The following is a 22,658-nucleotide window of genomic DNA, read 5'->3' on the forward strand; positions in this document are numbered from 1 at the left end:
GGCTGTTCATGCTCTGTGAATGATGATCTCGGCGTATTCTGCTGGAACAATCATGGCCTGAGTATCGGTCGAGTGATTTCGTGCAACTGCGATCAGATCTGCTGCGAGTTGCGGTGCGCGCTCGCCGACGGCGTCGAAGGCTTTGTGCATTGGCCCGTAAATCTCGCGCCACCTTTCCACCCAATCTTGAGGCGAACGCTCACGGAAGGTGAATTGGCGTTTTGTGATTTCGATCTTTCGAGCTTTTGCCCCAAAGAGCTCTTGCAAACGCGCCTCGGTACCCCATTCCAACGGAGAACGAACGCCCGAAACCGGTGGCACATGCCGCCCTATGGTTCGAAAAACTTCGCCAATGAAGCTTTCTGGCGTCCAATTGGCAAGACCGATGGTGCCTCCGCTGCGACAGACGCGCAGCATTTCACCGGCCGCTGCCCGTTGATTGGCCGTAAACATGACGCCAAACGTAGATGTGACGTGATCAAAAGTCGCCCGTTCAAATGGCAGATCTTCTGCGTCGGCTTCTTGAAATGCAACGGTTAACTGCTCGGCTTTTGCGCGGGCGGCACCCGCGCGCAACAGACTGGTAACATAGTCTGTGGAAACGACGTTGCAGTGTCTCCGCGCTGCAGCCAGGGTGGCGTTGCCGTTTCCGGCGGCAACATCCAGAACGCGGGCGTCGGGTCTCAAATCCATCGCCTCTGCAAGGGTTTCACCAACGATTTGCAATGTCGTGCCTACGGCGGCGTAGTCACCTGAAGACCATGTAGCGTGTTGTTTTGACTTCACCGCGGCCAGATCTGGTGCGGCGGCAAGTGAGGTGGCTGTATTCATTGTCTGTCTCCATTGATTTTGCTTTCAATGGAACAACTCTTGCCAAAAGTCGGGATTTGAAACTTGCAGAAGACCTGTAGAATGTCTGATGTTTTCTGCAAATTTGTCGGATTCTGGTTGTTTCGATTGAGATCGCTGGATCTCCTCGTCTTAGGTGGCGCCCTGTCAAATTGAGTTCCACGATTGCCGCTGACAAATGTCTGCTATGCGCGAGCGGCTGCGACGTCCGGATTTAGTGTTCAATGACTGTTTCGGGCCGGTCTCGTATCGCTCGACTATGTTGGCTTGTTACGAGCATTAGGTTTTTGACCTCAGGCTTGCGGACCACGCTTCGATTCGTAAGTTAAGCGCCGACATCAGAGAGGGCATGGAATGAACTGGTCCGAATATCTCGACACACACCAGTCGCGCTTTATCGAAGAATTGTGCGAATTCATTCGTATTCCATCGGTTTCAGCCAAACCCGAGAACGCAGGCGATGTTCGGAAGGCCGGGCAGTGGGTCGTTGATCGCTTGGTCGCGGCGGGAATGGAAAACGTCCAGATGATGGAGACGGCAGGCCATCCGGTGGTCTGTGCCGATTGGCTGCATGCCGGGTCCGATGTGCCCACAATCCTGATCTATGGTCATTTTGACGTGCAACCAGCTGAACCGTTCGAGCTCTGGTCCTCGCCTCCGTTCGAGCCGACGATCCGCGGGGATCGGATCTACGGGCGCGGGGCGACTGACGACAAAGGTGCGATGTTTATTCCGATCCTTGCGGTCGAGGCTTTGTTGGCTGAGACCGGGAAATTGCCCGTCAATGTGCGGTTTTTCTTTGAAGGCCAGGAAGAGATCGGCTCTCCTGACCTGCCACCCTTTATCGAGGCAAATCTCGACCGGCTTCAGGCTGATATGATCTTTTCCGCCGATGGTAGCCAGTGGGATACCGAGACGCCGCAACTGGTTCTGGGTCTTAAAGGGCTCACCTCGCTTGAGATTTCGGTTCAGGGTGCAAAGTCGGATTTGCATTCAGGGATGCATGGCGGCGGGGTCGCAAATCCGGCAATGGCGCTGGCCCAATTGCTGGCCAGCATGAAATCCCCTGACGGTCGGATCACTGTCGATGGTTTCTACGATGATGTTGTTGAGTTGACGGATGAAGACCGCGCGGCAATTGCACGGGTGCCATGGGACGAAGCAGCCTATCTGGCCCAGACAGGCGCTCCGGCGACGCTGGGTGAGCCAGGATACACGACGCGCGAAAATCTCTGGGCGCGTCCAACGCTTGAAGTCAACGGTTTGACCAGCGGTTGGCAGGGCGAAGGCACAAAGACAGTCTTGCCAGCTTTGGCTTCGGCCAAGATAACGTGTCGACTGGTCGCCAATCAGAACCCCGAAAAGATATTCGACCTGATCTCAGCCCATGTCGAAGCTCACTGCCCGCCTGGCGTGACCGCTCAGGTATCGCGCAACCCCGGGCGCGCGGACCCGTTTCTTGTGCCGGCAGGTCACAACGCAACCGCGATCGCGGGACAGGTTCTCGAAGAGGTATACGGCAAACCCGCGTACAAAACCCGTGTCGGTGGTTCGATTCCTGTGATGTCGACCCTGTTGGACGAGCTGGGTTTGCATGCCGTCATGTTTGCTTTCGGACATGAGGATGAAAACCAACACGCCCCGGAAGAGTTCTTCCGTCTGCCGACATTCCGACGCGGCCAAACAGCCTACGCACGGTTAATGGAACGGTTGGGTGAATAGGTAACTGCGGCCTCGTTCTACTCCGTTTCACAGGCTTCCGACATCACTGCGTAGGTGCGGTCAATGACATGCCGCACCTCTGCAAGAAACCGGTCTTCATGATGCGTGACCAGCCACTGATCATGTTCCAGATCATCAATCAAAGGTGACACTGGTTTAAGGCCCGGCTGCGTGTTTCCGATAAAGGTGGGCAGAACCGCCTTGGCCAGCCCTGCATTTGCAAGCTCCAGCGCGTTGTGCGGTGCAGTCACTTCGATGGCATTGTCTTTTTGCGAATGCGCCTTCAACCATCTGGCCGAAGGTGTGTTTGACATGACCCGTGCCCAGGTCGAAACGCTTTCATCCGCGGCATAGACTGCAAACCGAACCCGCCCGATCTTGCGACCTGCCAGGCCGATCTCCTCTGGCCGGTGGTTTCGAATGCCGATCGCGGCCTCCCGGTGTCCGATCTTCAACACCTCTTCTGACGAGATGAACCGCAGCCGAACCGGCATCGACTCGGTAAGCCTTCCGACCGCGCCGATCAAAACCCTTGTCACCCAGGTCCCGGCCGAGATTTTGACCAAAGGCGGCGCGCTGGCGAGGCTGCTTTCGGTGACAGGTACGACACGTGCTTCGATGCTTTCGACCTTTTTCAACAGCGCTAACCCATCTTCGGTCAGGTCATACCCTCGCGGTTTGCGGTGAAACAGCTCGCTTCCCAGGTTGCGCTCCAACTCTATCATGCGCCGGCCCAAGGTGGGTGCGCTCTTGCCTGTCTGTTCGGCAGCTGGCCCAAGACCGCCCGCTCGAGCAACCGCAAGGAAAAGACGCAGGTTATCCCAGTCAAAGTTACATTCATTCATGAAACGAAGATTGCATTCTGTGTTGTTGATGAAAAGGCTGTGATGACGTTTTTTCCTGAGGATCAGTCAGGAGGCCCACAGATGAACTTTCTCGAAACCGAAATCGCACCCCTAGGCATGGGATGCTGGCCGATCGGCGGCAAGATGTATTGGGGCGAACAGTCGCTTGGATACACACGATCAGATGACGGAACTTCAATTCGCACGATCCACGCTGCATTGGATGGTGGGATCACATTGTTTGACACCGCCGCTGCCTATGGTGCCGGACATTCGGAACGTTTGTTGGGCAAGGCGCTAAAGCATCGGCCCGACGCCCTAATTGTAACAAAGATCGGAGTTGGGATCGATGAGGCAAGCAAGCAGATATCGTTTGACCCTTTCACTGCGGATCAGGTTGGCCCTGCCGTCGATGGGTGTCTGTCGAGGCTAGAACGTGATCGGATCGATCTTTTGCTGTTGCATGTAAACGATATGCCAGTTGCCCAGGCCGAAGCTGTGTTTGACAGGCTGGAGCAATTGAAAGAAGCCGGGAAACTACGTGCCTACGGTTGGAGCACAGATTATTCCCAAAGCGCACTGGCCGTCTCATCCAGGGAGAATTTCAGGGCGGTCGAATACGTGATGAACGTCTTTTTCGACGCACCTCGCATGCAACAGGTTGTCAAAAAGGAGGGGCTTTTGTCCCTTATCCGCTCGCCTCTTGCGATGGGGTTGCTCACCGGCAAGTATGATCGAAATAGCGTTATGTCTCGAAATGACGTGCGCGCATCCGGCGAAAACTGGATGGAGTACTATACCGGTGGAAGGGTAAACCCTGATTTCATGCGAAAACTCGAAGCGGTTCGGGATCTACTGACAACAGATGGTCGGACGCTCGTGCAGGGCGCTCTCGGGTGGATATGGGGCCAATCAGAGACATACGTACCGATTCCAGGCGCGCGGACGGAAAAACAAATTGAGGGCATTTCAGGCGCACTGACTTTTGGTGCCTTGCCGGTTGAAGCGATGAACGAGATTGAAAACTTGATTGCTCGCAACCCCGACGAACCAGACCGCCCTAGGTAGCTTGAAGAACAGTATCAAAACTTTGCACCTGCAGCGAATGTCGGCAACAACGGTTGCGAACGCGGCATTCCCTTTTTCCCATCAAGAACTGCAAAGGGCTGTGAGAGATTTGGCAGGGCAGAGCGCCGCTTCACGAATACGTAGACCGGCGATCGACGGCATAGAGCCCAATGCGGAAGTTTTGGCAAACTAGATTGTTCCTCCAAATTTGCTGACAAGAAACTCAATTTCTCGGACGCAATGTCTGTATATATGTTGGATCAACCTTTTCGAACTGCAGGGCGCTAGACTGAGATGAACCCAGTAGAAACCAAGTACGCCAAAAGCGGGGACACTTACATAGCTTACCAGGTGGTCGGTGACGGCGATTTAGATGTAGTCTATGTGCCCGGTTGGGTTTCTCATGTAGAGCTTTGCTGGGAAGAGCCGACACTTAACCGTTTCCTGTCCCGAATTGCGTCTTTTGCGAGATTGATCATTTTTGACAAGCGGGGAACTGGTCTGTCAGACCGGGTTTCGAACGATCAACTGCCTACGCTTGAAGAACGCGCTGACGATCTGCTTGCGGTTATGGATGCAGCTAATTCTTCGCGCGCCGCGCTGATCGGGTTTTCAGAAGGTGGCAACCTGGCGGCTTTCTTGGCCGCGTCACACCCTGAACGCACGGCCGGGCTGATTATGTTTGGCGCATTCGGCAAGCGCATTTGGAGCCCGGACTATCCCTGGGCACCCACTCCGGAAGAACGTCAAAAAGACTACGAGTTCGTCGAACGAGAGTGGGGTAACCTGATGGACCTGGAGCATTATGCGCCCAGCAAGGCCAATGATGAGGCTTTTATGCGACGAACGTGCGCCTACCTAAGGCGAAGCGCCAGTCCCGGTGCGGCTGTAACGCTGCTCAAGATGAATACCGAGATAGACTTGACCAATGTGCTCCCCGCCATCCACGTGCCAACTCTCGTGTTGCACCGCAGTGGTGATCGAGATGCGAATGTAGAAGAAGGGCGTTGGATTGCAGATCGGATCTCAGGCGCCCAGTTCAGGGAGCTGCCCGGTGACGATCATTTTCCGTGGGTTGGAGACTCTGACGCGATCCTTGACGAAATTCAGGCTTTTGTCACCGGTGAGAAACCCAGCCCTCCGAGTGAACGCGTTTTGGCGACGATTTTGTTTACCGATATTGTTGGTTCTACGGATCTAGCCCATCGATTCGGTGATGCCGCGTGGAAAGACCTGCTCAACCAACATGACCAATTGTGTGCTCGGGCCATCACTGAGCATAATGGTCGGCTAGTAAAGGGAACCGGCGACGGACTGCTGGTAACCTTTGACGGTCCTGGAAGGGGTATATCATGCGGAAAGAAAATCGTTACCATAGCTCGTGGTTTGGGGCTTTCTGTTCGCTGTGGCTTGCATACAGGAGAGTGTGAACTGCGTGGCGAGGAAATAGCAGGTGTGGCTGTCCATCTGGCCGCCCGCGTTTCAGCACTGGCAGGAGCGGATCAATTGCTTGTCTCCCGAACCGTGCGGGACCTTGTTGCCGGTTCAGGCCATACTCTAAGGGATGAGGGAGAGCATAGGCTCAAGGGGTTTTCCGAGAAGTGGTCGATCTATTCCGTTCATCTCTAGACACTCGTGTTTTGTAAATTTTCGAAGAAGCCAGCGTCGTAGCGAGCGGCGACGTTGTCGTTTGTTACTACCCTTCGCAATCCCTAGAACTTTACGGTCGCGGCGAATGTCGGCTATGCGGGTCGCCTCAGGCCCATGCGAAGTTTACAGAAATTCGCCACCGTCCATTCCTCGGTCTACAACCACTGCAATCAGGAAGGTTCGCTCACCAGCAGCGACATCTTCAAGCAGAAACGCAGCGCCGCTCTCGCCGAGCGGCTTGAACTTGGCGCGGGATAAGGGGCAGTATCACTTGCCCACCAGAGACATGTTCGAATTCGTCTGGCAGCACCTTAGAAACGAACTATGGCGCAATGGGAAGCTCAAGCGTAACACTAGCGCCGTTTTCGACTTGGTTGATTGAGACCATTCCCCCGTGGCGCTTCGCTACAGCTAAGACAATCGACAACCCTAAACCGCTACCTTCGGAATACTCCAGCTGCGAAAATCGACCGAACACGGCTTCGCTTTGGTCGGGTGAAAGGCCGGTTCCGTCATCGGATACAGTTAGTTTGACCCACCCTTCGTCGTAGCGCAGCACTACAGAAATTCGGCTGAGTTCGGCGCCGCCGTGCTTAACTGCGTTGTCCAGAAGGTTTTTAATAGCCTCTGCCAAAAAAACCGGATCTCCGGACACCCAGACTGTTGGTTCTGGCATTGTGACTTCAAATTCGATCCCTTTTGCGAGGATATGAACGCCCATGTCAGCGCAGGCCTCTTCTACAACCGCACGGAAATCAATCTTGTCCATCTGATCCTGATGCGTGGGCTGCCGTAACCGCTCCAAAGACAAAAGCTGCTCGGCTACCGTGGCGGAGTTTTTCGCTGCAGCCACAAGCTCGATAATCCGTTTGTCCTTGTCTTCATCCGTTTTTGCGTCTCGCAACGCCTCGGCCATGGATTGAACCGCTGCCGCCGGATTTCGCAGTTGATGCGCGGCTTCTGAGATAAACACTTGATGGGCGTTGATGCTTTGCTCGACCTGTCCAAACAGCCGGTTCAAGGTCTGAACAATGCCAAAAACCTCGACTGGAACCGGGCGTTTGATCTCGCTGAGGTCGTCGGGTGAGCGTAGGTCGATCGCATCCTGCAAATCCAGCAAGGGCCGCAGACCACGTGCGACCCCGAACCACACGACTACAGAAAGTGTGGCCAGCAGGATGCCCATCAAGATCGCGGCGCGGATCGACAGTTCGTTGGCAAAAGCGTTGCGGTCTGCAACGCGCTGCCAAGCTGTTACCGTCGCATCGCCCACGAGGTTATCGAGTGTGACCCGCTCGGTCATTTTCAGGACACGCACCGACTCATCCCGATAAACTGCTTCGAAAAACTGCGGTTGGTACGCGTCTTGGTCAGACGGGTTTGCAGCGGCCGGAGGATATGCATACCCAGTGACGTAAATTCCACCGGGTCCGGTCACGTGATAAAAAATCTCTCCGCCCGATGCATCGCGGATCAGGCTGCGTGTAGTCGGCGAAAGAGCATCGCCCTCTGACACCGCTACATCGCGCGAAATGGCCAGGCCAGCGGACAACAGGCTGTCGTCAAAAAGCTCCTGTGCCGTTTGTTGAGCGACCGTGTAGCGCCAGTATCCAAGCAGGATTGCGAGTAACACCAGTGGCGTCAGGATTAGAATGAAGAGCCGAAGCCTGAGCGAACCGTGCCGGATCACTTTTCCACCTCAAGCAGATATCCGAGGCCACGGGCCGTCTTGATCCGGAGGCCAAAACTCTGAAGGCGCTTCCGCAGTCTCGAGACATGTGGTTCGACAGCTGAATCGTCGACATCGGCTCCGACGCCGTAGACATAGTCGGTCAACTGACCTTTGGGGACGATCCTGCCGCGTCGTTCCAACAGACATTCAAGCACAGCCATCTCCCGTCGCGGCACATCGAGCACTTGACCCTTCGCGCTAACCTGCCGGGCGGTGCGGTCGAACTCGAGGTCTCCGATGGTTTCTCGCGTGCCGTAGTTCAGTTGTTTGCGGCGGGATAGCGCGCGGATACGGGCCTCAAGTTCATCCATCTCGAAGGGTTTCACCAAGTAATCGTCGGCACCCATATCAAGACCCGAAACGCGGTCGCTCGTCTCGGTGCGTGCGGTCAGCAAGATGACGGGTGCGCTGTCACCCCGGTTGCGCAAAGACCGCAGGATCTCAAGCCCTGACCGACCCGGCAGGTTGATGTCCAGAACGATCAGGTCTGCGCCTTCTTGCTCCAAATACAAATCGGCCGCGCCACCATCTGTCAGCACGTCAGCGGCATGGCCCCGATCCCGCAGGCGATAGGCAATAGCGTTCGCAAGGGTCTCATTATCCTCGACGATGACGATCCGCATTCGGGCTCCTGCAAGTTTCGCGCAAGGTTGGCGCCCCATGATTGCCAGATGGGAGGGGGAATCAACCCCGCAGTTCTAATTGCAATCACGGTGGCGCGGAGGGCGCCGACGTGGTTGTCTGGTCAACAGGGAGGAACCAATGGCCATTTCCAACTTCACTCGTCGTGCCGTCGTGGGGCTGATCGCCGCTGCCGGACTCGCTGCACCTGCCGCTGCCGAGGTCGATTTCTCGGGCAAGACCATCGAATGGGTCATTCCGTTCTCGGAAACGGGCGGGTCGGCTAAATGGGCCAATTTCTTCGCGCCACTGCTATCCGAGGCATTGCCCGGTCAGCCGACTGTGGTAGTCAAGTTCATGCCGGGCGCTGGATCAACCAAAGGCGCGAACTGGTTTCAGGAACAAAGCCATGATGACGGTACCCTGTTGTTTGGCACGTCCGGGTCTACTCAGTTCCCGTATCTGCTGAGCGATCCTCGCGTACGCTATGAATACAACGATTGGATTCCGGTCATGGCATCCGGAACGGGTGGTGTTGCTTATCTGAACGCCGAGGACGGAGCCAAGTTCGACGGCTCTGCAAATGCGTTGAAGGACACCAATTTCATCTACGGCTCGCAGGGTGCAACCCGTTTGGACCTTGTACCTCTGCTGGCCTGGCAGATGTTGGGTATGAATGTGGAACCGGTATTTGGGATCAAAGGCCGCGGGGATGGTCGGCTGATGTTTGAACGTGGCGAAGCCAATATCGATTACCAGACGTCCTCGGGCTATCTGGGTGGTTCGGTCCCGCTGGTCGAAGCCGGTCAGGCCGTTCCCATGATGACTTGGGGCGCATTGGATGCTGATGGCAATATCGTTCGTGACCCGACCTTTCCGGACATTCCGACCTTTAAAGAGGTCTGCGAGGCCACCGATGGATGCGAAACGAGCGGTGAAGCTTGGGATGCATGGAAAGCCTTCTTCGTGGCGGGTTTCCCGGTTCAGAAGCTGGCATTCCTGCCCAGAGACACACCACAAGAGGTGGTCGACGCATACACCGCAGCGTTCCAGGCCGTAACTGAGCGTGGAGACTTTGCGGACATTTCGTCCAAACGCGTAGGCAAGTATCCGGTATTCGTCGGCGACGGCTCGAAAGCTGCACTGCAAACAGCGACCAGCGTGGACGATGATGCCAAGCAATATGTCCTGAATTGGCTGAAAGAGGCCTACGGTGTCGAGCTAAACTAAGCCGACACCTAGTCGCGCGCCCAATGAAGGGCGCGCACTTTTCTACTTCCAAGACAATTTATGAAAGGCGGCCGCTATGGAGGTTTTCGCCACAGCTCTACCTGCGCTTGGTGATGCGTGGGGTTTGATCCTTCAACCTATCGTTCTGGGCTATCTCGTTCTTGGCGTCGTTATGGGGCTGGCAGTGGGCGTTTTCCCGGGTCTCGGAGGCATTGCCGGCCTGTCGCTGTTGCTCCCTTTCATGTTCGGTATGGATCCGATCCTGGGTCTGGCCCTGATGATCGGGATGGTTGCGGTGGTTCCGACCTCTGACACTTTCGCATCAGTTCTGATGGGCATTCCCGGTAGTTCTGCGTCGCAAGCAACCGTGCTGGACGGCTTCCCCATGGCGAAAAAGGGCGAGGCTGCGCGGGCCCTGTCGGCAGCCTTCTCCTCGTCCCTGTTCGGTGGGCTGGTCGGCGCAACCTTCCTGACCATGTTCATCCTGATCGCGCGGCCTATCGTTTTGGCCTTCGGCTTGCCCGAGATGCTGATGATCACAATCCTCGGTTTGTCTATGGTCGCCATTCTGGCGGGACGCATCCCGCTGAAGGGCGTCGCAGCTGCCGGTTTGGGCCTGATGGTCGGCACGATTGGCGAGGCCGACGCGGGCGGCTCGCTGCGCATGGCGACTTATGACATTCCGTATCTGACAGATGGTCTGAAACTGGTCATCGTGGGACTGGGTATCTTCGCCGTTCCCGAAATCGTCTCACTGCTGCGGCAAGATCGTTCGATCGCCAAAGGGGCATCTCTGGGGGCCGGTTGGCTGGACGGGGTCAAAGACTGGTTCGCCAACATCTGGCTTTCGGTCCGTTGTTCTATCATCGGCGTAGTTGTCGGTGTCATTCCGGGCCTTGGAGGGTCAGTGGTCGACTGGATCGCTTACGGTCATTCGGTTCAATCCACAAAAGACAAAAGCAATTTCGGAAAAGGTGAAGTGCGCGGGGTCATCGGCCCGGAAAGCTCAAACAACGCCAAAGAAGGTGGTGGACTAGTTCCGACCCTGCTGTTTGGTATTCCCGGCTCGGGTTCGATGGCGATCTTCATCGGCGCGGTGGCGCTGTTAGGGTCGGGTGATATCGAGGTCGGTCCGAGCATGCTTAAGGACAATCTCGACATCACCTATTCGATCGTTTGGCTGCTCGCGCTTGCCAATGTCGTAGGCACCATCCTGTGCATCGCAGCTTCGGGCGGCATCGCCAAGCTGACCACGATCCGCTTTACCTATCTGGCCCCGTTCCTATTCATGCTGATCAGCTTCGCCGCCTTCCAGTCCGGCCAGAACTTCGAAGACCTGCTGGCCCTGTTCGTGATTGGCCTGATCGGCATCTTCCTGCGCCGTTTCGACTGGTCGCGCCCGGCCTTTCTGATTGGCTTCGTATTGTCGAACCCGGTCGAGAAATTCACCAACCAAGCCTTCCAGATCGCCTCGTTCCGGTTCCGCAAGAGTTTTGGTGAAGGCATGGAATACGTCTTCAGCCCCATCGTCATCGTCCTGATCGTGGTCACAGTCGTCTCGGTTATTCTGGGCATCCGACAGGCCAAGATGATCATGGCTGAAGGTGACGTTCAGGCGGGTACAAAGCGCGCGCCTCTGATCTTCCTGCTGGTGATCATGGCCTATCTGATTGTTGCTTTGGTCAACGCCAACATGATCCCCGACTACAATACGACCGATAAGATCATCCCGCTAGTGATCGGCAGCGTCTCGCTGTTTTGCTGTGTGATCCTGTTAATCCAGATGATGCGGCGGCCCGAGGGCGACGCGATCTTTGCCGACAAGGAAATCGCTGGTGAGGACGCAACTGCACCTCACGGACTTTGGTCCACACTGGGGTGGTTCGCCAGCCTGATTGCGGCAACCTGGGTGGTGGGTTTCATCCTTGCGCTGCTGGGTTTCCTGATCGCGTTTTTCCGCATCCGTGCCGGGGCAAGCTGGCAGATGACGCTGATCCTGACGGCCTGCGGCATCGGGTTCATGTGCCTGATGGCGGGCGCTCTCAACCGCGATTTCCCACCGGGTCTGTTGCAGGACATGGTCAGCCTGCCCTGGCCGTTGAAGTGAGGAGTTCAAAATGACCCAAACCGCAATTCCTTACATTTTCATGCGCGGCGGCACCTCGAAGGGCCCGTATTTCCGCCGCTCGGATTTACCCGAGGATTTGGAGACGCTGGCCGAGGTGCTGATCGCCGCCCTTGGTTCCGGGCAGTCGCTAAATATCGATGGCATCGGCGGAGGCGCGGCAGTGACCACCAAGGTCGCGATGCTGTCAGTCAGTGAGGATGATTGGGCCGATATCGACTATTTCTTCGCGCAGGTCTCGGTCGAGGACAAACTGGTCGATTTCAAACCCACTTGCGGCAATATCCTTTCTGGTGTTGCTCCTGCTGCAATCGAAATGGGTTTGTTCCAGCCGCAGGGCGATGAAACCGAAATTCGCATCCGGGCTGTTAACACCGGAGCTCGGGTTGTCGCCAAAGTGAATACGCCCGGGGGCGAATTGACTTACGAGGGCGATGCAGAGATCGCGGGCGTGCCCGGTCATTCTGCTCCGGTGCAGCTGAGTTTTATGGGTGTGGTGGGCTCGGCTACTGGAGCGTTCCTACCCACGGATAACCTGCGCGATACAGTTCAGGGCATCGAACTCACCTGCATGGATGTCGCCATGCCGATGGCTATTGCCCGCGCCGCCGACTTCGGGTTGACGGGCTATGAAAGCGCCGAGGAGTTGGACGCAAACCGCGTGTTCTTTGACCAGATGGAGACCGTTCGGATCGAAGCAGGGCAGCGGATGGGTATGGGGGATGTGTCCAAATCGGTTACCCCCAAATTCGGCCTCGTCGCGCCGGCCAGAGAGGGTGGAACGCTTGCAGTGCGGTATTTCATGCCGTGGAAAACCCACCCGACCATGGCGGTCACCGGCGCGCAATGCATGGCGTCTTGCGCTTTGACACCCGGCACAGTTGCAGATGGATTGCTGGATCGACCCACGACAAGCCCGGCTGAGGTCGTGTTGGAACACGCCTCGGGCAAAATCGACGTGCTGGTGGATCTCTCCTGCGATGACGGGTTCACCGTCAATGCAGCAGGTTTGGTGCGAACCGCGCGCAAGTTGGCCGATGGACATGTTTATGTACCGAAATCTGTGTGGAACGGCAGTTGAAGTGGTGATGATCATATTGTATACTTTGGTATACAATATGGAGATGCCACGATGGACAACTATTCCGAATGCCTCGATATCGCGCGTCAGGAACTCAGGTTGGCGCAGTCGGCCCTGCGGCGCGACATCGCGGACTACCCGACACCGATTGCTGGCTGCGATGAGCAGTTCAACCATCTGCTGGATCAAAGCGAACGGGTCCGCAATGCGCTTGCCGCTCTCGACACACGTCATTTTGTTCCGACCCCAAGAAAACTGACCACCGAGCAGGGAATAGAAAGCCGATGAAGGTCCACATTCTTGATGACTGGTTTGATACACTGCAGGGCTTGCCCTGTTTTGGAAAGCTATCCGGCCATGACGTGAAGGTCTGGACAGATCATGTCGAGGATACCGACCAATTGGCCGCGCGCTTGCAGAGAGCTGAGGCGCTTGTGCTGTTTCGCGAACGCACCAACATCACCCGTGACTTGATCGAAAAACTCCCAAACCTGAAATTGATCAGTCAACGTAGCGTATACCCGCATGTCGATGTGCAGGCATGCTCGGACAACGGAGTACTGCTGTGTTCGAATATGCATGGCGGGACGCCGTCTTATGCCGCAGCAGAACTGACTTGGGCGTTGGTCATGGTTGGGATGCGCGACTTGCCCGCACAAATGGCCTCGGTCAAAGCAGGGCACTGGCAAGCAGGCGTGGGCAAGACGCTACGGGGCCGTCAACTGGGGCTCTATGGCTATGGCCGGATTGCTCGCGCGGTTGCGGGCTATGCCGAGGCGTTCGGGATGAATGTTGTTTGGTGGTCGTCTGAGGAAGGCCGGGCACGTGCGCAGGCGGATGGAGTGCAGGTCGCGCACAGCCGAGAGGCGTTCTTTGGTGACAGCGATGTCGTTTCAGTCCATGTGCGCCTGAAACCGAACACGAGCGGGATTATTACCGCATCGGATTTCGCACAGATGCAGCCGGGGGCGTTGTTTGTGAACACCTCGCGGGCCGGGCTGATCGTGCCGGGTGCTTTGCTGGCGGCGCTGAACGACGGTCGCCCGGGCAAAGCGGCGATTGATGTTTTCGATACCGAGCCTTTGACCGATCCGACCGATCCTTTGTTGTCGCATCCAAACCTGATCGCGACACCGCATATCGGCTTCGTCACCGAGGATGAGTTCGACCTTCAATTCGCGGATATTTTCGATCAGGTGAACGCCTTTGCCAAAGGTGCTCCGATCCACATGATCAACCCCGAGGTTTGGACCATCGCAGGATAGAAATTTGGCGATGGGCTCACCGATGATCACCAACGCGATCCTTGTCAGATGATGGGTTATTGCAAAGCTCAAATCTGCGCTCGAGACGATAGCCAGAACCGTCATCTCTCCGCCCGCCGGGCGCGAAGGCTGCAAAAAGGCAGACGCCCATCGTGCCGAACAAGAAATGCAACGGCAGGTTCAGTACCCAAAAGACTCCAGTGCCCAGCACCGCAAGGCTGAAGGCTGCAATCCGCTTTTTCCAAAGTGGCGATGCGATCAACTTAGTGGGCAAGGGGTGGTTCCGATGCGGTTGACTCGAAATGTATCCAAATGTATACAAGTGGACGCAATGAAAGAAACGCGAGCATGATGACCTTTCAAAACGACCTGCAACACCCCGGCCCGCAAGGCAATTCTGCGTATCAGCGCCTGCTGGACGAGATTCGCGAAGGCACTCTTCTGCCCAGTGACCGGCTGCGTGAAATTGAGCTTTCGGAACGGTTGGGCGTCAGCCGTACCCCGGTGCGCGAAGCGATCCGGCAATTGGAGGCCGACGGGTTGGTCACGCATATTCCGCGGCAAGGCGCGACTGTGCGCAGTCTGGATTACGCCGAGGTTATGGAACTTTATGAGATGCGCGCGGTGCTTGAAGGGACGGCGGCCCGTCTGGCAGCCCGCGCGGCGTCGGATGTCGAGCTGGATGAGCTCGAGGTTCTGAATGACCGGCTGGCAGAGGCAGGTACGGGTGCGGACGCGGCGCAAATCAACAGGGTCTTTCACGCAACGCTTCTGGACGCGGCTAAGAACAGGTTTCTCGCGAAATCCATGCTGTCCTTGCAAAAGGCGCTGTTGATCCTCGGACCGTCTCAGTTGCTGGATGGCGACCGGGCTGAGGCAGCGGTGGCGGAACATCGGCGCATCATGGCCGCTTTGAAGAACCGCGACGGCGCAGCGGCCGAAACAGAGATGCGGGCGCATATTCAGGCTGCGCAGCGGATGCGAATCCGCGCATTGCAGGACCGCGACCGTTCAATCGAAGAAAGCCAGTAGGTAAACAGGATATGGCCACCCCAAAGGAAGCTTACGATATCGCTGTGATTGGGGGCGGGAACGCGGCCCTTTGCGCCGCGATGACCGCTGCCGAGTCAGGCGCCCGCGTTCTGATACTTGAAACGGCGCCAAAACCTTATCGCGGTGGAAACTCGCGCCACACGCGTAATTTTCGCTGCATGCACAAATCTCCCCTGGGTCCTCTGATCGAGGAGTATGGCGAAGACGAATATCTCTCGGATCTGCTGAAAGTCACTGGTGGTAAAACCGACGAGTATCTTGCCCGCCTTGCAATCCGTACCTCGGAGGAATGCTTGCCCTGGATGGAAGAGCGCGGGGTTCGGTTTCAGCCGTCTTTGTCGGGAACTTTGTCATTGGCGCGGACCAATGCGTTCTTTATGGGGGGCGGTAAGTCTCTGGTAAACGCGTATTATCGGACGGCGGCTGGGCTGGGCGCTGACGTGCTGTATGAAGCCGCGGTCACTCATTTGGAGCTGAATGGTGATCGGATCGATTGGGTCGATTACACCTACGAAGGTCAGTCCCATCGCATTACACCCAAGGCCGTCATCGTTGCCTCCGGCGGGTTTCAGGCGGATACGGATTGGCTCACGCGGGCCTGGGGTGAACCAGCCAAAAATTTCCTGATACGCGGCACACCTTACAACAGGGGCGTCGTGCTGGCCGATCTGTTGGACCAAGGCGTCGATAGTGTCGGTGACCCGACCCAATGCCACGCTGTTGCTATTGACGGCCGTGCGCCGAAATACGACGGCGGCATCGTCACGCGTCTGGACTGCGTGCCGTTTTCCATCGTCGTGAACAAGGATGCCCAGCGGTTCTATGACGAAGGCGAGGATGTCTGGCCTAAACGCTACGCGATCTGGGGGCGACTGGTCGCGGCGCAGCCGGATCAGGTAGGTTATGTGATCATCGACGCCAAGTCGCTGAATCTGTTCATGCCGTCCGTATTCCCCCCGCTAAGGGCGGACACTTTGGAGGAATTGGCCGGGTTGATGGACCTGCCTGCAAACAAATTGAAAGCGACGATCAGCGAATTCAACGCCGCTTGCGGTGACACCAGCGGGTTTCATCCGACCGAGCTGGACGGGGTCGCGACCTCGGGCCTGACACCTCCCAAGACCAACTGGGCGCGCCCAATTATCGAACCACCGTTCTATGGCTATTCACTGCGCACCGGTGTGACCTTTACCTATCTTGGGTTGAAGGTCGACGCTCAGGCCCAGTGCTCGACCCAAAATGGAAAGATCAAAAACCTGTGGGCCGCAGGCGAGACCATGGCCGGTTCGATCCTTGGGCAGGGTTATCTGGCCGGTTTCGGAATGACCATCGGAACCGTGTTTGGACGCATCGCAGGACGTGAGGCCGCCGCTTATGCAAACTGATCTAATTCAGGAAGCCCGCCGTCAGGCCGAGATCTGCAACGCTTGCCGTTATTGCGAGGGATATTGTTCGGTCTTTCCGTCGCTTCATTCGAAACGGGCGTTCTCGGACGGAGACATCACGCAATTGGCCAACCTATGCCACAACTGCCGGGGATGTTATTACGCCTGTCAGTACACCGCCCCACATGAGTTCGATCTGAATCTGCCCAAGTCGCTGGCCGAAGTGCGGCGCGATAGCTGGGAAAGCTTTGCGTGGCCGCAGCCGATAGCGCGCCGGTTCCACACCCATGGCGGCGCGATCGCGTTGGCACTTGTGATCGGATTTGCCCTGTTGTTCTGGGCCATCCGAGCCATCGGTTCCAGTGGAGGCGAGGGGTTCTACGCCGTCCTGTCGCACAACGCGATGGTTGCGATCTTCGCACCCGCGTTCTTGCTGCCTCTGTTCAGCATTGCCATCAGCCTTCGGCGCTACTGGGCCGAGGTGGAGGGCAAGCCGATCCAGATGTCTGATCTGACGGCTGCGCTCAAACGCGCGGGCAAGATGCAGGATTTGGCAGCAGGCCATGGCGAAGGCTGCAACTTTGAGGACGAAGACCGGTTCAGTCAGGGCCGACGCCACATCCACCACGCCATCATGTATGGGTTCCTGTTGTGCTTTGCGTCGACCTCGGTGGCGACCGTCCTGCACTATGTCTTCGGATTGCACGCGCCGTATGGGTTCTGGTCGCTGCCGAAACTGTTCGGAATCTCCGGAGGTATTTTGCTGACAGTAGGGTGCGGTGCGATGGCGCTGCTCAAGCTAAAGTCAGACCGAGACCTCGGCGATCCGTCGGCATGGGGTGGGGATATCGGCTTTATCCTGTTGCTCGGGTTTGTTGGGTTCAGCGGGCTGGTTCTTTATGCCCTCGGAGCAACGCCACTGATGCCTGCGCTATTGGCCATTCACCTCGGATCGGTTCTGACCTTTTTCCTGCTGATGCCTTACACAAAAATGGCTCATGGGTTCTATCGGCTAGCTGCACTTGTTAGGGATGCGCAGAGGAAAAGATATGCGTCCGCAGTCCTTTAACAGCCCGTTGCGCCTTTGCGAGCAGAAAGAAGATGCAATGGGACCAACGATGGTTTTGAAGAACTCTGCGTTAAAGCACCTCGAGTGGCCGTCAATGTCCGGAGCGGGCCGTTGTGCGCGCTCTTCATGCATTGAGGGGGTGCAATATCTGAGCGATCCGTTCTCTCAACCATTGATGTGGCACGCTGTCTGAAACCCGCCGGTGCCAGACCAGGCTCAAACGGGCGGGGTCTACCGAGATCGGTGGGGCAAACACGTTCAGACCGGCGGATTCGGCAACGCGATGCGCCAAAGCCGATGGAAGCAAGGCGATGAGGTCGGACCCAGCGACCGCGCGGTAAACACCAGAAAATACGGGAAGTGTCATCACCACATTGCGCCGACGTCCGACGCGCGCAAGCGCCTCATCCCCAAGACCATTCGGAGTGCCCGTCGTCGAAAACAGAACGTGCCCTAGCTCGCAAAAAAGATCGAGCGGCAGGGTATCGCCATGTACAAGCCCTCTTTCAACTGCCTTTGGTTGATCCTTACGCGCAATGACGGAGAACGAAGAAGCAAACATCTCTTGCGCTTCCGCCCAGTCAGGCAACGGCGTTTCGGGGAGCAACGCGAAATCCACCTCAATGTCTGCAAAGGCGTTGACACGATTATCTGGCACAAGATCGACAAGATGAACGCTGATCCTAGGTGCATGCACCGTCAAATATTCGGCGAGCGCCGGCATGAGCATCTCTGCGAAGAAATCGCTTCCTGATATCCGGAACCTGTGCGCCGCAGTTGCAGGATCAAAGGCGTCTTTCGCGGATATGAGTGTTTCAACGCGGCTCAGGATCTCTTGCAGAGGCTCTCTTAACGATAGGGCGTGCGCGGTTGGTTCAAGTTTCTGCCCGTTCCGAAAAAACAGCTCATCGCCAAGAGACAGCCGCAGCCGTTTCAGCGCGCCGGATACCGCCGGTTGTGAGAGGCCCAAACGCTCACCTGCCTTGACGGTCGACATCTCGATTAGCAGCGCATTTAGAACGCGCAGAAGGTTCAGGTCAAAACTAGATAAATTGGCCATGTGAATTTATATCATATAATTAATCGATTTCACAGATTGATAAGATGCGCCTACCCTTTGATCAGTTCTAACGATCTGCCGCAGGAGGAGCACTAAATGCTGGATCGTCCGCGCACTTACAATGTTCTGAACATACTTATGAAATTTCATGCGTTCCCGTCGGAAACGATGGACAAGTTTTGCCTCGTTGAATGCCTTGTTCCGGTCGGCGCAGGGGCGCCGCCGAACCACCACGCCGGTGAGACCGAGTCTTTCTTCGTCCTTGACGGTCAGATTGGCTTCTCGGTCGATGGCAAGGACATCCTCGCGGGCCCAGGCGACCACATCGCAATCCCCGATGGAGCTGTACACGCATTCCAGGCCGTCGGCGACAAACCGGCCCGCCTGTTGATAATCAACGCGCCGGGTCACATGCACGACCGGTTCTTCACCGGTGTGGGTCAGCCGCTGCCGGAAGGCCAGACCGAGCTGCCCGAACCTGGCGAGCCGGACCTGACCTCGGTTCTGTCCATCGCAAGCGAGGTGGGCATGACGTTCGTGGCACCGGCTGGAGAACCGGCATAGCGCCAAAACCTAAACGTTGGAACAGAGTTGGCGGGATGCGAGCAGGTCCCGCCTACTTGATCCAAAGGCATGCGTGGGTTGGCTTGGTGCTTGAGTGTCTTTTTATAACTTTATCAAATCTGTGCGCCGAAGGATTGTCCGTTTTGTGGGCCGCTTTTGCAGCATCCGGGTGGGCTGGTGAACGGCGGTTGTGGGCTGTCTGTACAGCGTCATGAGGGATGGCTTTGAACCTATGCTGCGCTCCCCGAGGGCCATTCGCGCAACGCATTGCACCTTTTGCCATTGAACTCACAGATCGCGATCCGCGCGGGCCCTGGCTGCGGCTGCGCGAAGGGCCGGTCTGATGAGGGTGAAGCCGAACTTTTCGAAAAAGCGACCCGTACAAAACGGTCGATCGTAGCGAAAACTCTTTGAGGTTCAGGCTTGAGGCTGTAGATGCGCCTTCACGGCAAAACCAAATGATGGAGGGTATCATGGCCAATCTCATCAAACCCGAAGACCACGCCTCCTTTCGAGGTCATATCTAAGCGTCGCAAGTCTTTCCCATCGGAGACACGCGTCAAAACTGGCGTTCAAAAGGTGCGCGGGCGATGTAGAACTCCAACAGAAACTCGGACGTAACGATCCTTGCCCTTGCGGCTCGGGGAGGCGCTACAAACGCTGCTGTCTGAAGAGCGGCAGGTTCGACGGCAGTCGTCGGGATTATTACTTTCAGAGAGCGCCGTTAATCCGGCGCTCGACAGTTTCGCAACAACAAAATCCCAGATCCTCAGCGAGCGGCTGAGGCGGCTTTCTTCTTGTTTTCTTGCAAAATGTACACCTGTCATCCGCGTGTATGACAGCTGATTGGGCTCAACCCCCTTACTCTTCTGCTCAGGCGTTAACGAGAGTTCGGAGCCCAGCATGGATTTGCAATCAATTGGAATAGTCGCGCTCAGTCAAAAACATCAGACGAGTTATGACTTTGGGGATGAAGACGCTTATTATACCAAAATGGCCAGATTGGAATTTATCAGTAGGCTGCAAGAGAAAGCACGATTGATGATTAAATGGGTATTTAAACGCCACCGCTCCATCAGCATTGCACAACATCCACAACGAGCAAAGTTTACCACCCGATCATGACGCAAGGAACGAATGAAGATCGCGACGCCGTCCTCGCCGTCATAGAAGCCGAGACCGAAGCTTATCTCCAACGTGACTATGACGCCTGGCAATCCTGTTGGCTTGATGGTCCTCAGACACGTCGCGTCCAAACCCATGTCGCTACAGGCGTCACTTTGGTGAAAGGGGGCGAAATCAAAGAGCAAATGAGACGCATTTTTTTGGAACCTGTTAAATGGAGTCCGCCGAAAGCGTTCGAACGCGAAAACCTGAATATGGTGATCAGCCCAGAGATGGCCTGGGTCAGCTATGACCAGAACAGCGATATGTCCAGCAACGCTGATGGAACCTTGCGCCGATATCATGAGCTCAAGATTCTGCAAAAGGTCGATGGGGTTTGGAAAATCAGTTGCTTGGTAAGCACCCAAATAAGAGCGAATTATGAAAATGCGCCCCTGATTGAGGTCGATAGGTCTGGCGAAATGATCTGGATGAACGAAAGTGCAAAAAAGCGACTGCCGCTCCATCCGATGCTCAGTAAGAAAGGGCGGAAACTCTGTGCAATCGACGACGAGGCGCGAATGTTGCTTCTGGGGGCGCTGAATTGGCTTTATGAGATCAGAAGTCATCTCACACCCGGTTTGCGCGAGGAAGCTCTAAGCCGCATTGTTCCACTCGGACAAGACGATGCTGGCGTTGCACATGTCTGCTGGGCTCTGCTGCGCGACGGCAGATTTTTCATTGCATTTGACGACGAAGAGCGGCTGAATAGCCAAGTTGCGGCTGCTGCTGAAGCCTATGGCTTATCGGATACACAGGAAAAACTGGCCCTAAAGCTTATGGCAGGTGCTGATATCTCAACGGCTGCCGAAATTCTGGGTATAAGTCCAAACACTGCGAAAACGCACCTGCAAAGAATATATGACAAAATTGGTGTCCGATCGCAGTCCGCATTGGTGAGAATGCTGCTTACCGCCGTACGTCGCGAAGTATAGGGCTCTGCCGATCTGGTTTTCTAAGCAGCTGTTGGCACGAGCAATTGGTTTTCCGGTAACCGCAAACCTTGCAATGCAACCGTTGCGTGGTGTTCAGTGCGATCGCCGAGACGGCGCGTTTCCGTCTGATAAGATGAGATGATCTCGCTTAAGTTGAGCTTTTGTCAGCACTTTTTGTGGAATTCCTGACGACAATATATGCATCGAGTCTTTCTGGTTCTGGCGGCTGTTGTGCCGTGATCCAATGTGCCAGCGCGTCTGCGACGCGTTCTCCCATTTGAGAAACCGGTAAATGTACGCTGGTAAGGGGCGGAACTGACACAGACGACGTTGGAAGATCGTCAACACCCACCATGGAAATCTGATCCGGTACAGCGATTTCTTGGGCTTGAAAGCCAAGCAAAATACCCAGCGCAACAACGTCGGACAGGCACAAAATAGCGTCCGGCTTCGTGTCAAGATTGCTCAGCTGATGTGCTACGTCAGCACCGCCTTGGTGACTGATCTCGGTTTCGAAGGTTGTAAGCTCTCCGGTGAACGGAAAGTCTTTGAGACCGGCAAGACGGGCACGCGTGCGGTCATTGTTATGAACGGGGCCATGTACGACCGCTATGTTACGATGACCCAGATCGTTAAGATGCTGTAATGCAAGTTGTGCCGCCGCCGCGTTGTCGTATCCGATCGTCGGCAGCGGGTTTTCAGGATCAAAGAATGACGTAATGATCGTTGGCATCATGGTGCGTTCGATCAGATCGTGAAATGCAGGGCTGTGCGTGACTCCTGTGACGATCAAGCCTTCTGCGCCGATATCCACTAGGCTTTTGGCTTTTTCGGCTTCGATGTCCAGATCTGCCTCGGTGGTCGCCACGATCAGAGATAATTGGTGGTCTGACAGTTTGCGCTCTAACGCGGCGAGAAACCGGGCAAAGATTGCATTGTCCAGAGTGGGAACCAATGCTCCGACAAACCGGGTACGGCCTGAATTGATCGCACGAGCGGCGGCACTTGGTACAAATTTCAGATCCGCAATGGCGGTCTGAACTTTTTCCAAAGTGTCTTTCTTTACGACAGCCGGTTCGTTCAAAACCCGCGAGACTGTGGCGACAGATACGCCAGCAGCTTTAGCCACATCTCTGAGATTTGCGCGTTTTTTGGGCTCTGGGGTTTTTTTCATCGAGAGGATTCATGTCCGTTTGGCGGGCTTCTGAGGAAAGAGTTGACATATGTAACTAGTTTCAGC

21 protein-coding genes and 1 pseudogene are annotated in these 22,658 nt (G+C 56.0%); 16 read left to right on the top strand and 6 right to left on the bottom strand.

Features of this window, described 5'->3' with window-relative positions:
- Positions 1-6 precede the first annotated feature (6 nt).
- Positions 7-831, bottom strand: coding sequence for a class I SAM-dependent methyltransferase (locus GOV38_RS12350; protein ID WP_171210100.1), 825 nt, complete (start codon positions 829-831; stop codon positions 7-9).
- A gap of 372 nt (positions 832-1,203) precedes the next feature.
- On the opposite strand from GOV38_RS12350, the gene GOV38_RS12355 reads away from it, so the two are divergent.
- A complete protein-coding gene (locus GOV38_RS12355) occupies positions 1,204-2,571 on the top strand; it encodes a dipeptidase (RefSeq protein WP_171210099.1) in 1,368 nt (455 codons plus the stop codon).
- 17 nt (positions 2,572-2,588) lie between these two features.
- Here GOV38_RS12355 and GOV38_RS12360 read toward each other — a convergent pair whose 3' ends face one another.
- A complete protein-coding gene (locus GOV38_RS12360; RefSeq protein ID WP_171210098.1) occupies positions 2,589-3,416 on the bottom strand; it encodes a LysR family transcriptional regulator in 828 nt (275 codons plus the stop codon).
- Between the two features lie 81 nt (positions 3,417-3,497).
- Here GOV38_RS12360 and GOV38_RS12365 point away from each other — a divergent pair, with 81 nt between their 5' ends.
- The 3 genes and pseudogenes from GOV38_RS12365 to GOV38_RS22325 form a co-directional block, all read left to right on the top strand.
- Positions 3,498-4,484 (top strand): aldo/keto reductase, encoded by a 987-nt coding sequence (locus tag GOV38_RS12365; RefSeq protein WP_171210097.1) that lies wholly within the window; start codon positions 3,498-3,500, stop codon positions 4,482-4,484.
- 294 nt (positions 4,485-4,778) lie between these two features.
- Positions 4,779-6,113 carry an adenylate/guanylate cyclase domain-containing protein gene (locus GOV38_RS12370; RefSeq protein WP_171210096.1) on the top strand — a complete coding sequence of 445 codons (1,335 nt, stop codon included), beginning with the start codon at positions 4,779-4,781 and terminating at the stop codon, positions 6,111-6,113.
- A gap of 123 nt (positions 6,114-6,236) precedes the next feature.
- A pseudogene (locus tag GOV38_RS22325) lies at positions 6,237-6,392 on the top strand (IS6 family transposase); the annotation flags it as partial.
- A gap of 64 nt (positions 6,393-6,456) precedes the next feature.
- Here GOV38_RS22325 and GOV38_RS12375 read toward each other — a convergent pair.
- The gene (locus tag GOV38_RS12375; RefSeq protein WP_371808542.1) at positions 6,457-7,767 is read right to left on the bottom strand and encodes a sensor histidine kinase; all 1,311 of its coding nucleotides are present in this window, start codon (positions 7,765-7,767) and stop codon (positions 6,457-6,459) included.
- A gap of 53 nt (positions 7,768-7,820) precedes the next feature.
- Entirely contained in the window at positions 7,821-8,489 is a 669-nt protein-coding gene (locus tag GOV38_RS12380) for a response regulator transcription factor (protein ID WP_171128441.1), read from the bottom strand.
- Positions 8,490-8,628: 139 nt separating this feature from the next.
- Here GOV38_RS12380 and GOV38_RS12385 point away from each other — a divergent pair, with 139 nt between their 5' ends.
- The 8 genes from GOV38_RS12385 (at position 8,629) to tcuB (ending at position 17,695) form a co-directional block, all read left to right on the top strand.
- Complete coding sequence (locus GOV38_RS12385; protein ID WP_171210095.1) at positions 8,629-9,717, top strand: tricarboxylate transporter; 1,089 nt, start codon at positions 8,629-8,631, stop codon at positions 9,715-9,717.
- Between the two features lie 76 nt (positions 9,718-9,793).
- Positions 9,794-11,824, top strand: coding sequence for a tripartite tricarboxylate transporter permease (locus GOV38_RS12390; RefSeq protein ID WP_171210094.1), 2,031 nt, complete (start codon positions 9,794-9,796; stop codon positions 11,822-11,824).
- A 10-nt stretch (positions 11,825-11,834) separates the two neighbouring features.
- Positions 11,835-12,923: a 4-oxalomesaconate tautomerase gene (locus GOV38_RS12395; protein ID WP_171210093.1), complete on the top strand. Its 1,089-nt coding sequence runs from the start codon at positions 11,835-11,837 to the stop codon at positions 12,921-12,923.
- A 51-nt stretch (positions 12,924-12,974) separates the two neighbouring features.
- A complete protein-coding gene (locus tag GOV38_RS12400) occupies positions 12,975-13,211 on the top strand; it encodes a hypothetical protein (protein ID WP_171127980.1) in 237 nt (78 codons plus the stop codon).
- A complete protein-coding gene (locus GOV38_RS12405; RefSeq protein ID WP_171210092.1) occupies positions 13,208-14,188 on the top strand; it encodes a D-2-hydroxyacid dehydrogenase family protein in 981 nt (326 codons plus the stop codon). The genes GOV38_RS12400 and GOV38_RS12405 overlap by 4 nt, the downstream gene beginning before the upstream one ends.
- Positions 14,189-14,536: 348 nt before the next feature.
- Positions 14,537-15,220 carry a GntR family transcriptional regulator gene (locus GOV38_RS12410; RefSeq protein WP_254430654.1) on the top strand — a complete coding sequence of 228 codons (684 nt, stop codon included), beginning with the start codon at positions 14,537-14,539 and terminating at the stop codon, positions 15,218-15,220.
- Between the two features lie 11 nt (positions 15,221-15,231).
- Entirely contained in the window at positions 15,232-16,626 is a 1,395-nt protein-coding gene (gene tcuA / locus GOV38_RS12415; RefSeq protein ID WP_171210091.1) for an FAD-dependent tricarballylate dehydrogenase TcuA, read from the top strand.
- On the top strand, positions 16,616-17,695 hold the full coding sequence (gene tcuB / locus GOV38_RS12420) for a tricarballylate utilization 4Fe-4S protein TcuB (RefSeq protein ID WP_171210090.1): 1,080 nt from the start codon (positions 16,616-16,618) through the stop codon (positions 17,693-17,695). The genes tcuA and tcuB overlap by 11 nt, the downstream gene beginning before the upstream one ends.
- A gap of 124 nt (positions 17,696-17,819) precedes the next feature.
- Here tcuB and GOV38_RS22480 read toward each other — a convergent pair whose 3' ends face one another.
- Positions 17,820-18,755, bottom strand: a complete 936-nt coding sequence (locus GOV38_RS22480; protein ID WP_171210089.1) for a LysR family transcriptional regulator — start codon at positions 18,753-18,755, stop codon at positions 17,820-17,822.
- 96 nt (positions 18,756-18,851) lie between these two features.
- Here GOV38_RS22480 and GOV38_RS12430 point away from each other — a divergent pair, with 96 nt between their 5' ends.
- The 4 genes from GOV38_RS12430 to GOV38_RS12445 all read left to right on the top strand — a co-directional run bounded on the left by GOV38_RS12430 (position 18,852) and on the right by GOV38_RS12445 (position 21,418).
- Complete coding sequence (locus GOV38_RS12430; protein ID WP_171128453.1) at positions 18,852-19,319, top strand: cupin domain-containing protein; 468 nt, start codon at positions 18,852-18,854, stop codon at positions 19,317-19,319.
- Between the two features lie 565 nt (positions 19,320-19,884).
- Positions 19,885-20,103 (top strand): SEC-C metal-binding domain-containing protein, encoded by a 219-nt coding sequence (locus GOV38_RS22585; protein WP_174838916.1) that lies wholly within the window; start codon positions 19,885-19,887, stop codon positions 20,101-20,103.
- 119 nt (positions 20,104-20,222) lie between these two features.
- Entirely contained in the window at positions 20,223-20,444 is a 222-nt protein-coding gene (locus GOV38_RS12440) for a hypothetical protein (protein ID WP_171210088.1), read from the top strand.
- Positions 20,441-21,418, top strand: a complete 978-nt coding sequence (locus GOV38_RS12445; protein ID WP_171210087.1) for a LuxR C-terminal-related transcriptional regulator — start codon at positions 20,441-20,443, stop codon at positions 21,416-21,418. The genes GOV38_RS12440 and GOV38_RS12445 overlap by 4 nt, the downstream gene beginning before the upstream one ends.
- Positions 21,419-21,566: 148 nt before the next feature.
- On the opposite strand, the gene GOV38_RS12450 is transcribed toward GOV38_RS12445, so the two are convergent.
- Positions 21,567-22,592, bottom strand: coding sequence for a LacI family DNA-binding transcriptional regulator (locus tag GOV38_RS12450; protein ID WP_171210086.1), 1,026 nt, complete (start codon positions 22,590-22,592; stop codon positions 21,567-21,569).
- Positions 22,593-22,658 lie beyond the last annotated feature (66 nt).

Origin of the sequence: Ruegeria sp. HKCCA5839, assembly GCF_013035585.1 — a bacterium.
Lineage (GTDB): Bacteria > Pseudomonadota > Alphaproteobacteria > Rhodobacterales > Rhodobacteraceae > Ruegeria.

Bases quoted from the DNA above. Each gene is read 5' to 3' on its own strand.
- GOV38_RS12400 (WP_171127980.1), top strand. From the start codon at position 12,975: ATGGACAACTATTCCGAATGCCTCGATATCGCGCGTCAGGAACTCAGG.
- GOV38_RS22480 (WP_171210089.1), bottom strand. From the start codon at position 18,755: ATGGCCAATTTATCTAGTTTTGACCTGAACCTTCTGCGCGTTCTAAAT.
- GOV38_RS12450 (WP_171210086.1), bottom strand. From the start codon at position 22,592: ATGAAAAAAACCCCAGAGCCCAAAAAACGCGCAAATCTCAGAGATGTG.
- GOV38_RS12395 (WP_171210093.1), top strand. From the start codon at position 11,835: ATGACCCAAACCGCAATTCCTTACATTTTCATGCGCGGCGGCACCTCG.
- GOV38_RS12380 (WP_171128441.1), bottom strand. From the start codon at position 8,489: ATGCGGATCGTCATCGTCGAGGATAATGAGACCCTTGCGAACGCTATT.
- GOV38_RS12350 (WP_171210100.1), bottom strand. From the start codon at position 831: ATGAATACAGCCACCTCACTTGCCGCCGCACCAGATCTGGCCGCGGTG.
- GOV38_RS12445 (WP_171210087.1), top strand. From the start codon at position 20,441: ATGACGCAAGGAACGAATGAAGATCGCGACGCCGTCCTCGCCGTCATA.
- GOV38_RS12430 (WP_171128453.1), top strand. From the start codon at position 18,852: ATGCTGGATCGTCCGCGCACTTACAATGTTCTGAACATACTTATGAAA.
- tcuA (WP_171210091.1), top strand. From the start codon at position 15,232: ATGGCCACCCCAAAGGAAGCTTACGATATCGCTGTGATTGGGGGCGGG.
- GOV38_RS12440 (WP_171210088.1), top strand. From the start codon at position 20,223: ATGGATTTGCAATCAATTGGAATAGTCGCGCTCAGTCAAAAACATCAG.
- GOV38_RS12405 (WP_171210092.1), top strand. From the start codon at position 13,208: ATGAAGGTCCACATTCTTGATGACTGGTTTGATACACTGCAGGGCTTG.
- GOV38_RS12365 (WP_171210097.1), top strand. From the start codon at position 3,498: ATGAACTTTCTCGAAACCGAAATCGCACCCCTAGGCATGGGATGCTGG.
- GOV38_RS12355 (WP_171210099.1), top strand. From the start codon at position 1,204: ATGAACTGGTCCGAATATCTCGACACACACCAGTCGCGCTTTATCGAA.
- GOV38_RS12390 (WP_171210094.1), top strand. From the start codon at position 9,794: ATGGAGGTTTTCGCCACAGCTCTACCTGCGCTTGGTGATGCGTGGGGT.
- GOV38_RS12360 (WP_171210098.1), bottom strand. From the start codon at position 3,416: ATGAATGAATGTAACTTTGACTGGGATAACCTGCGTCTTTTCCTTGCG.
- GOV38_RS12370 (WP_171210096.1), top strand. From the start codon at position 4,779: ATGAACCCAGTAGAAACCAAGTACGCCAAAAGCGGGGACACTTACATA.
- tcuB (WP_171210090.1), top strand. From the start codon at position 16,616: ATGCAAACTGATCTAATTCAGGAAGCCCGCCGTCAGGCCGAGATCTGC.
- GOV38_RS12410 (WP_254430654.1), top strand. From the start codon at position 14,537: ATGATGACCTTTCAAAACGACCTGCAACACCCCGGCCCGCAAGGCAAT.
- GOV38_RS12385 (WP_171210095.1), top strand. From the start codon at position 8,629: ATGGCCATTTCCAACTTCACTCGTCGTGCCGTCGTGGGGCTGATCGCC.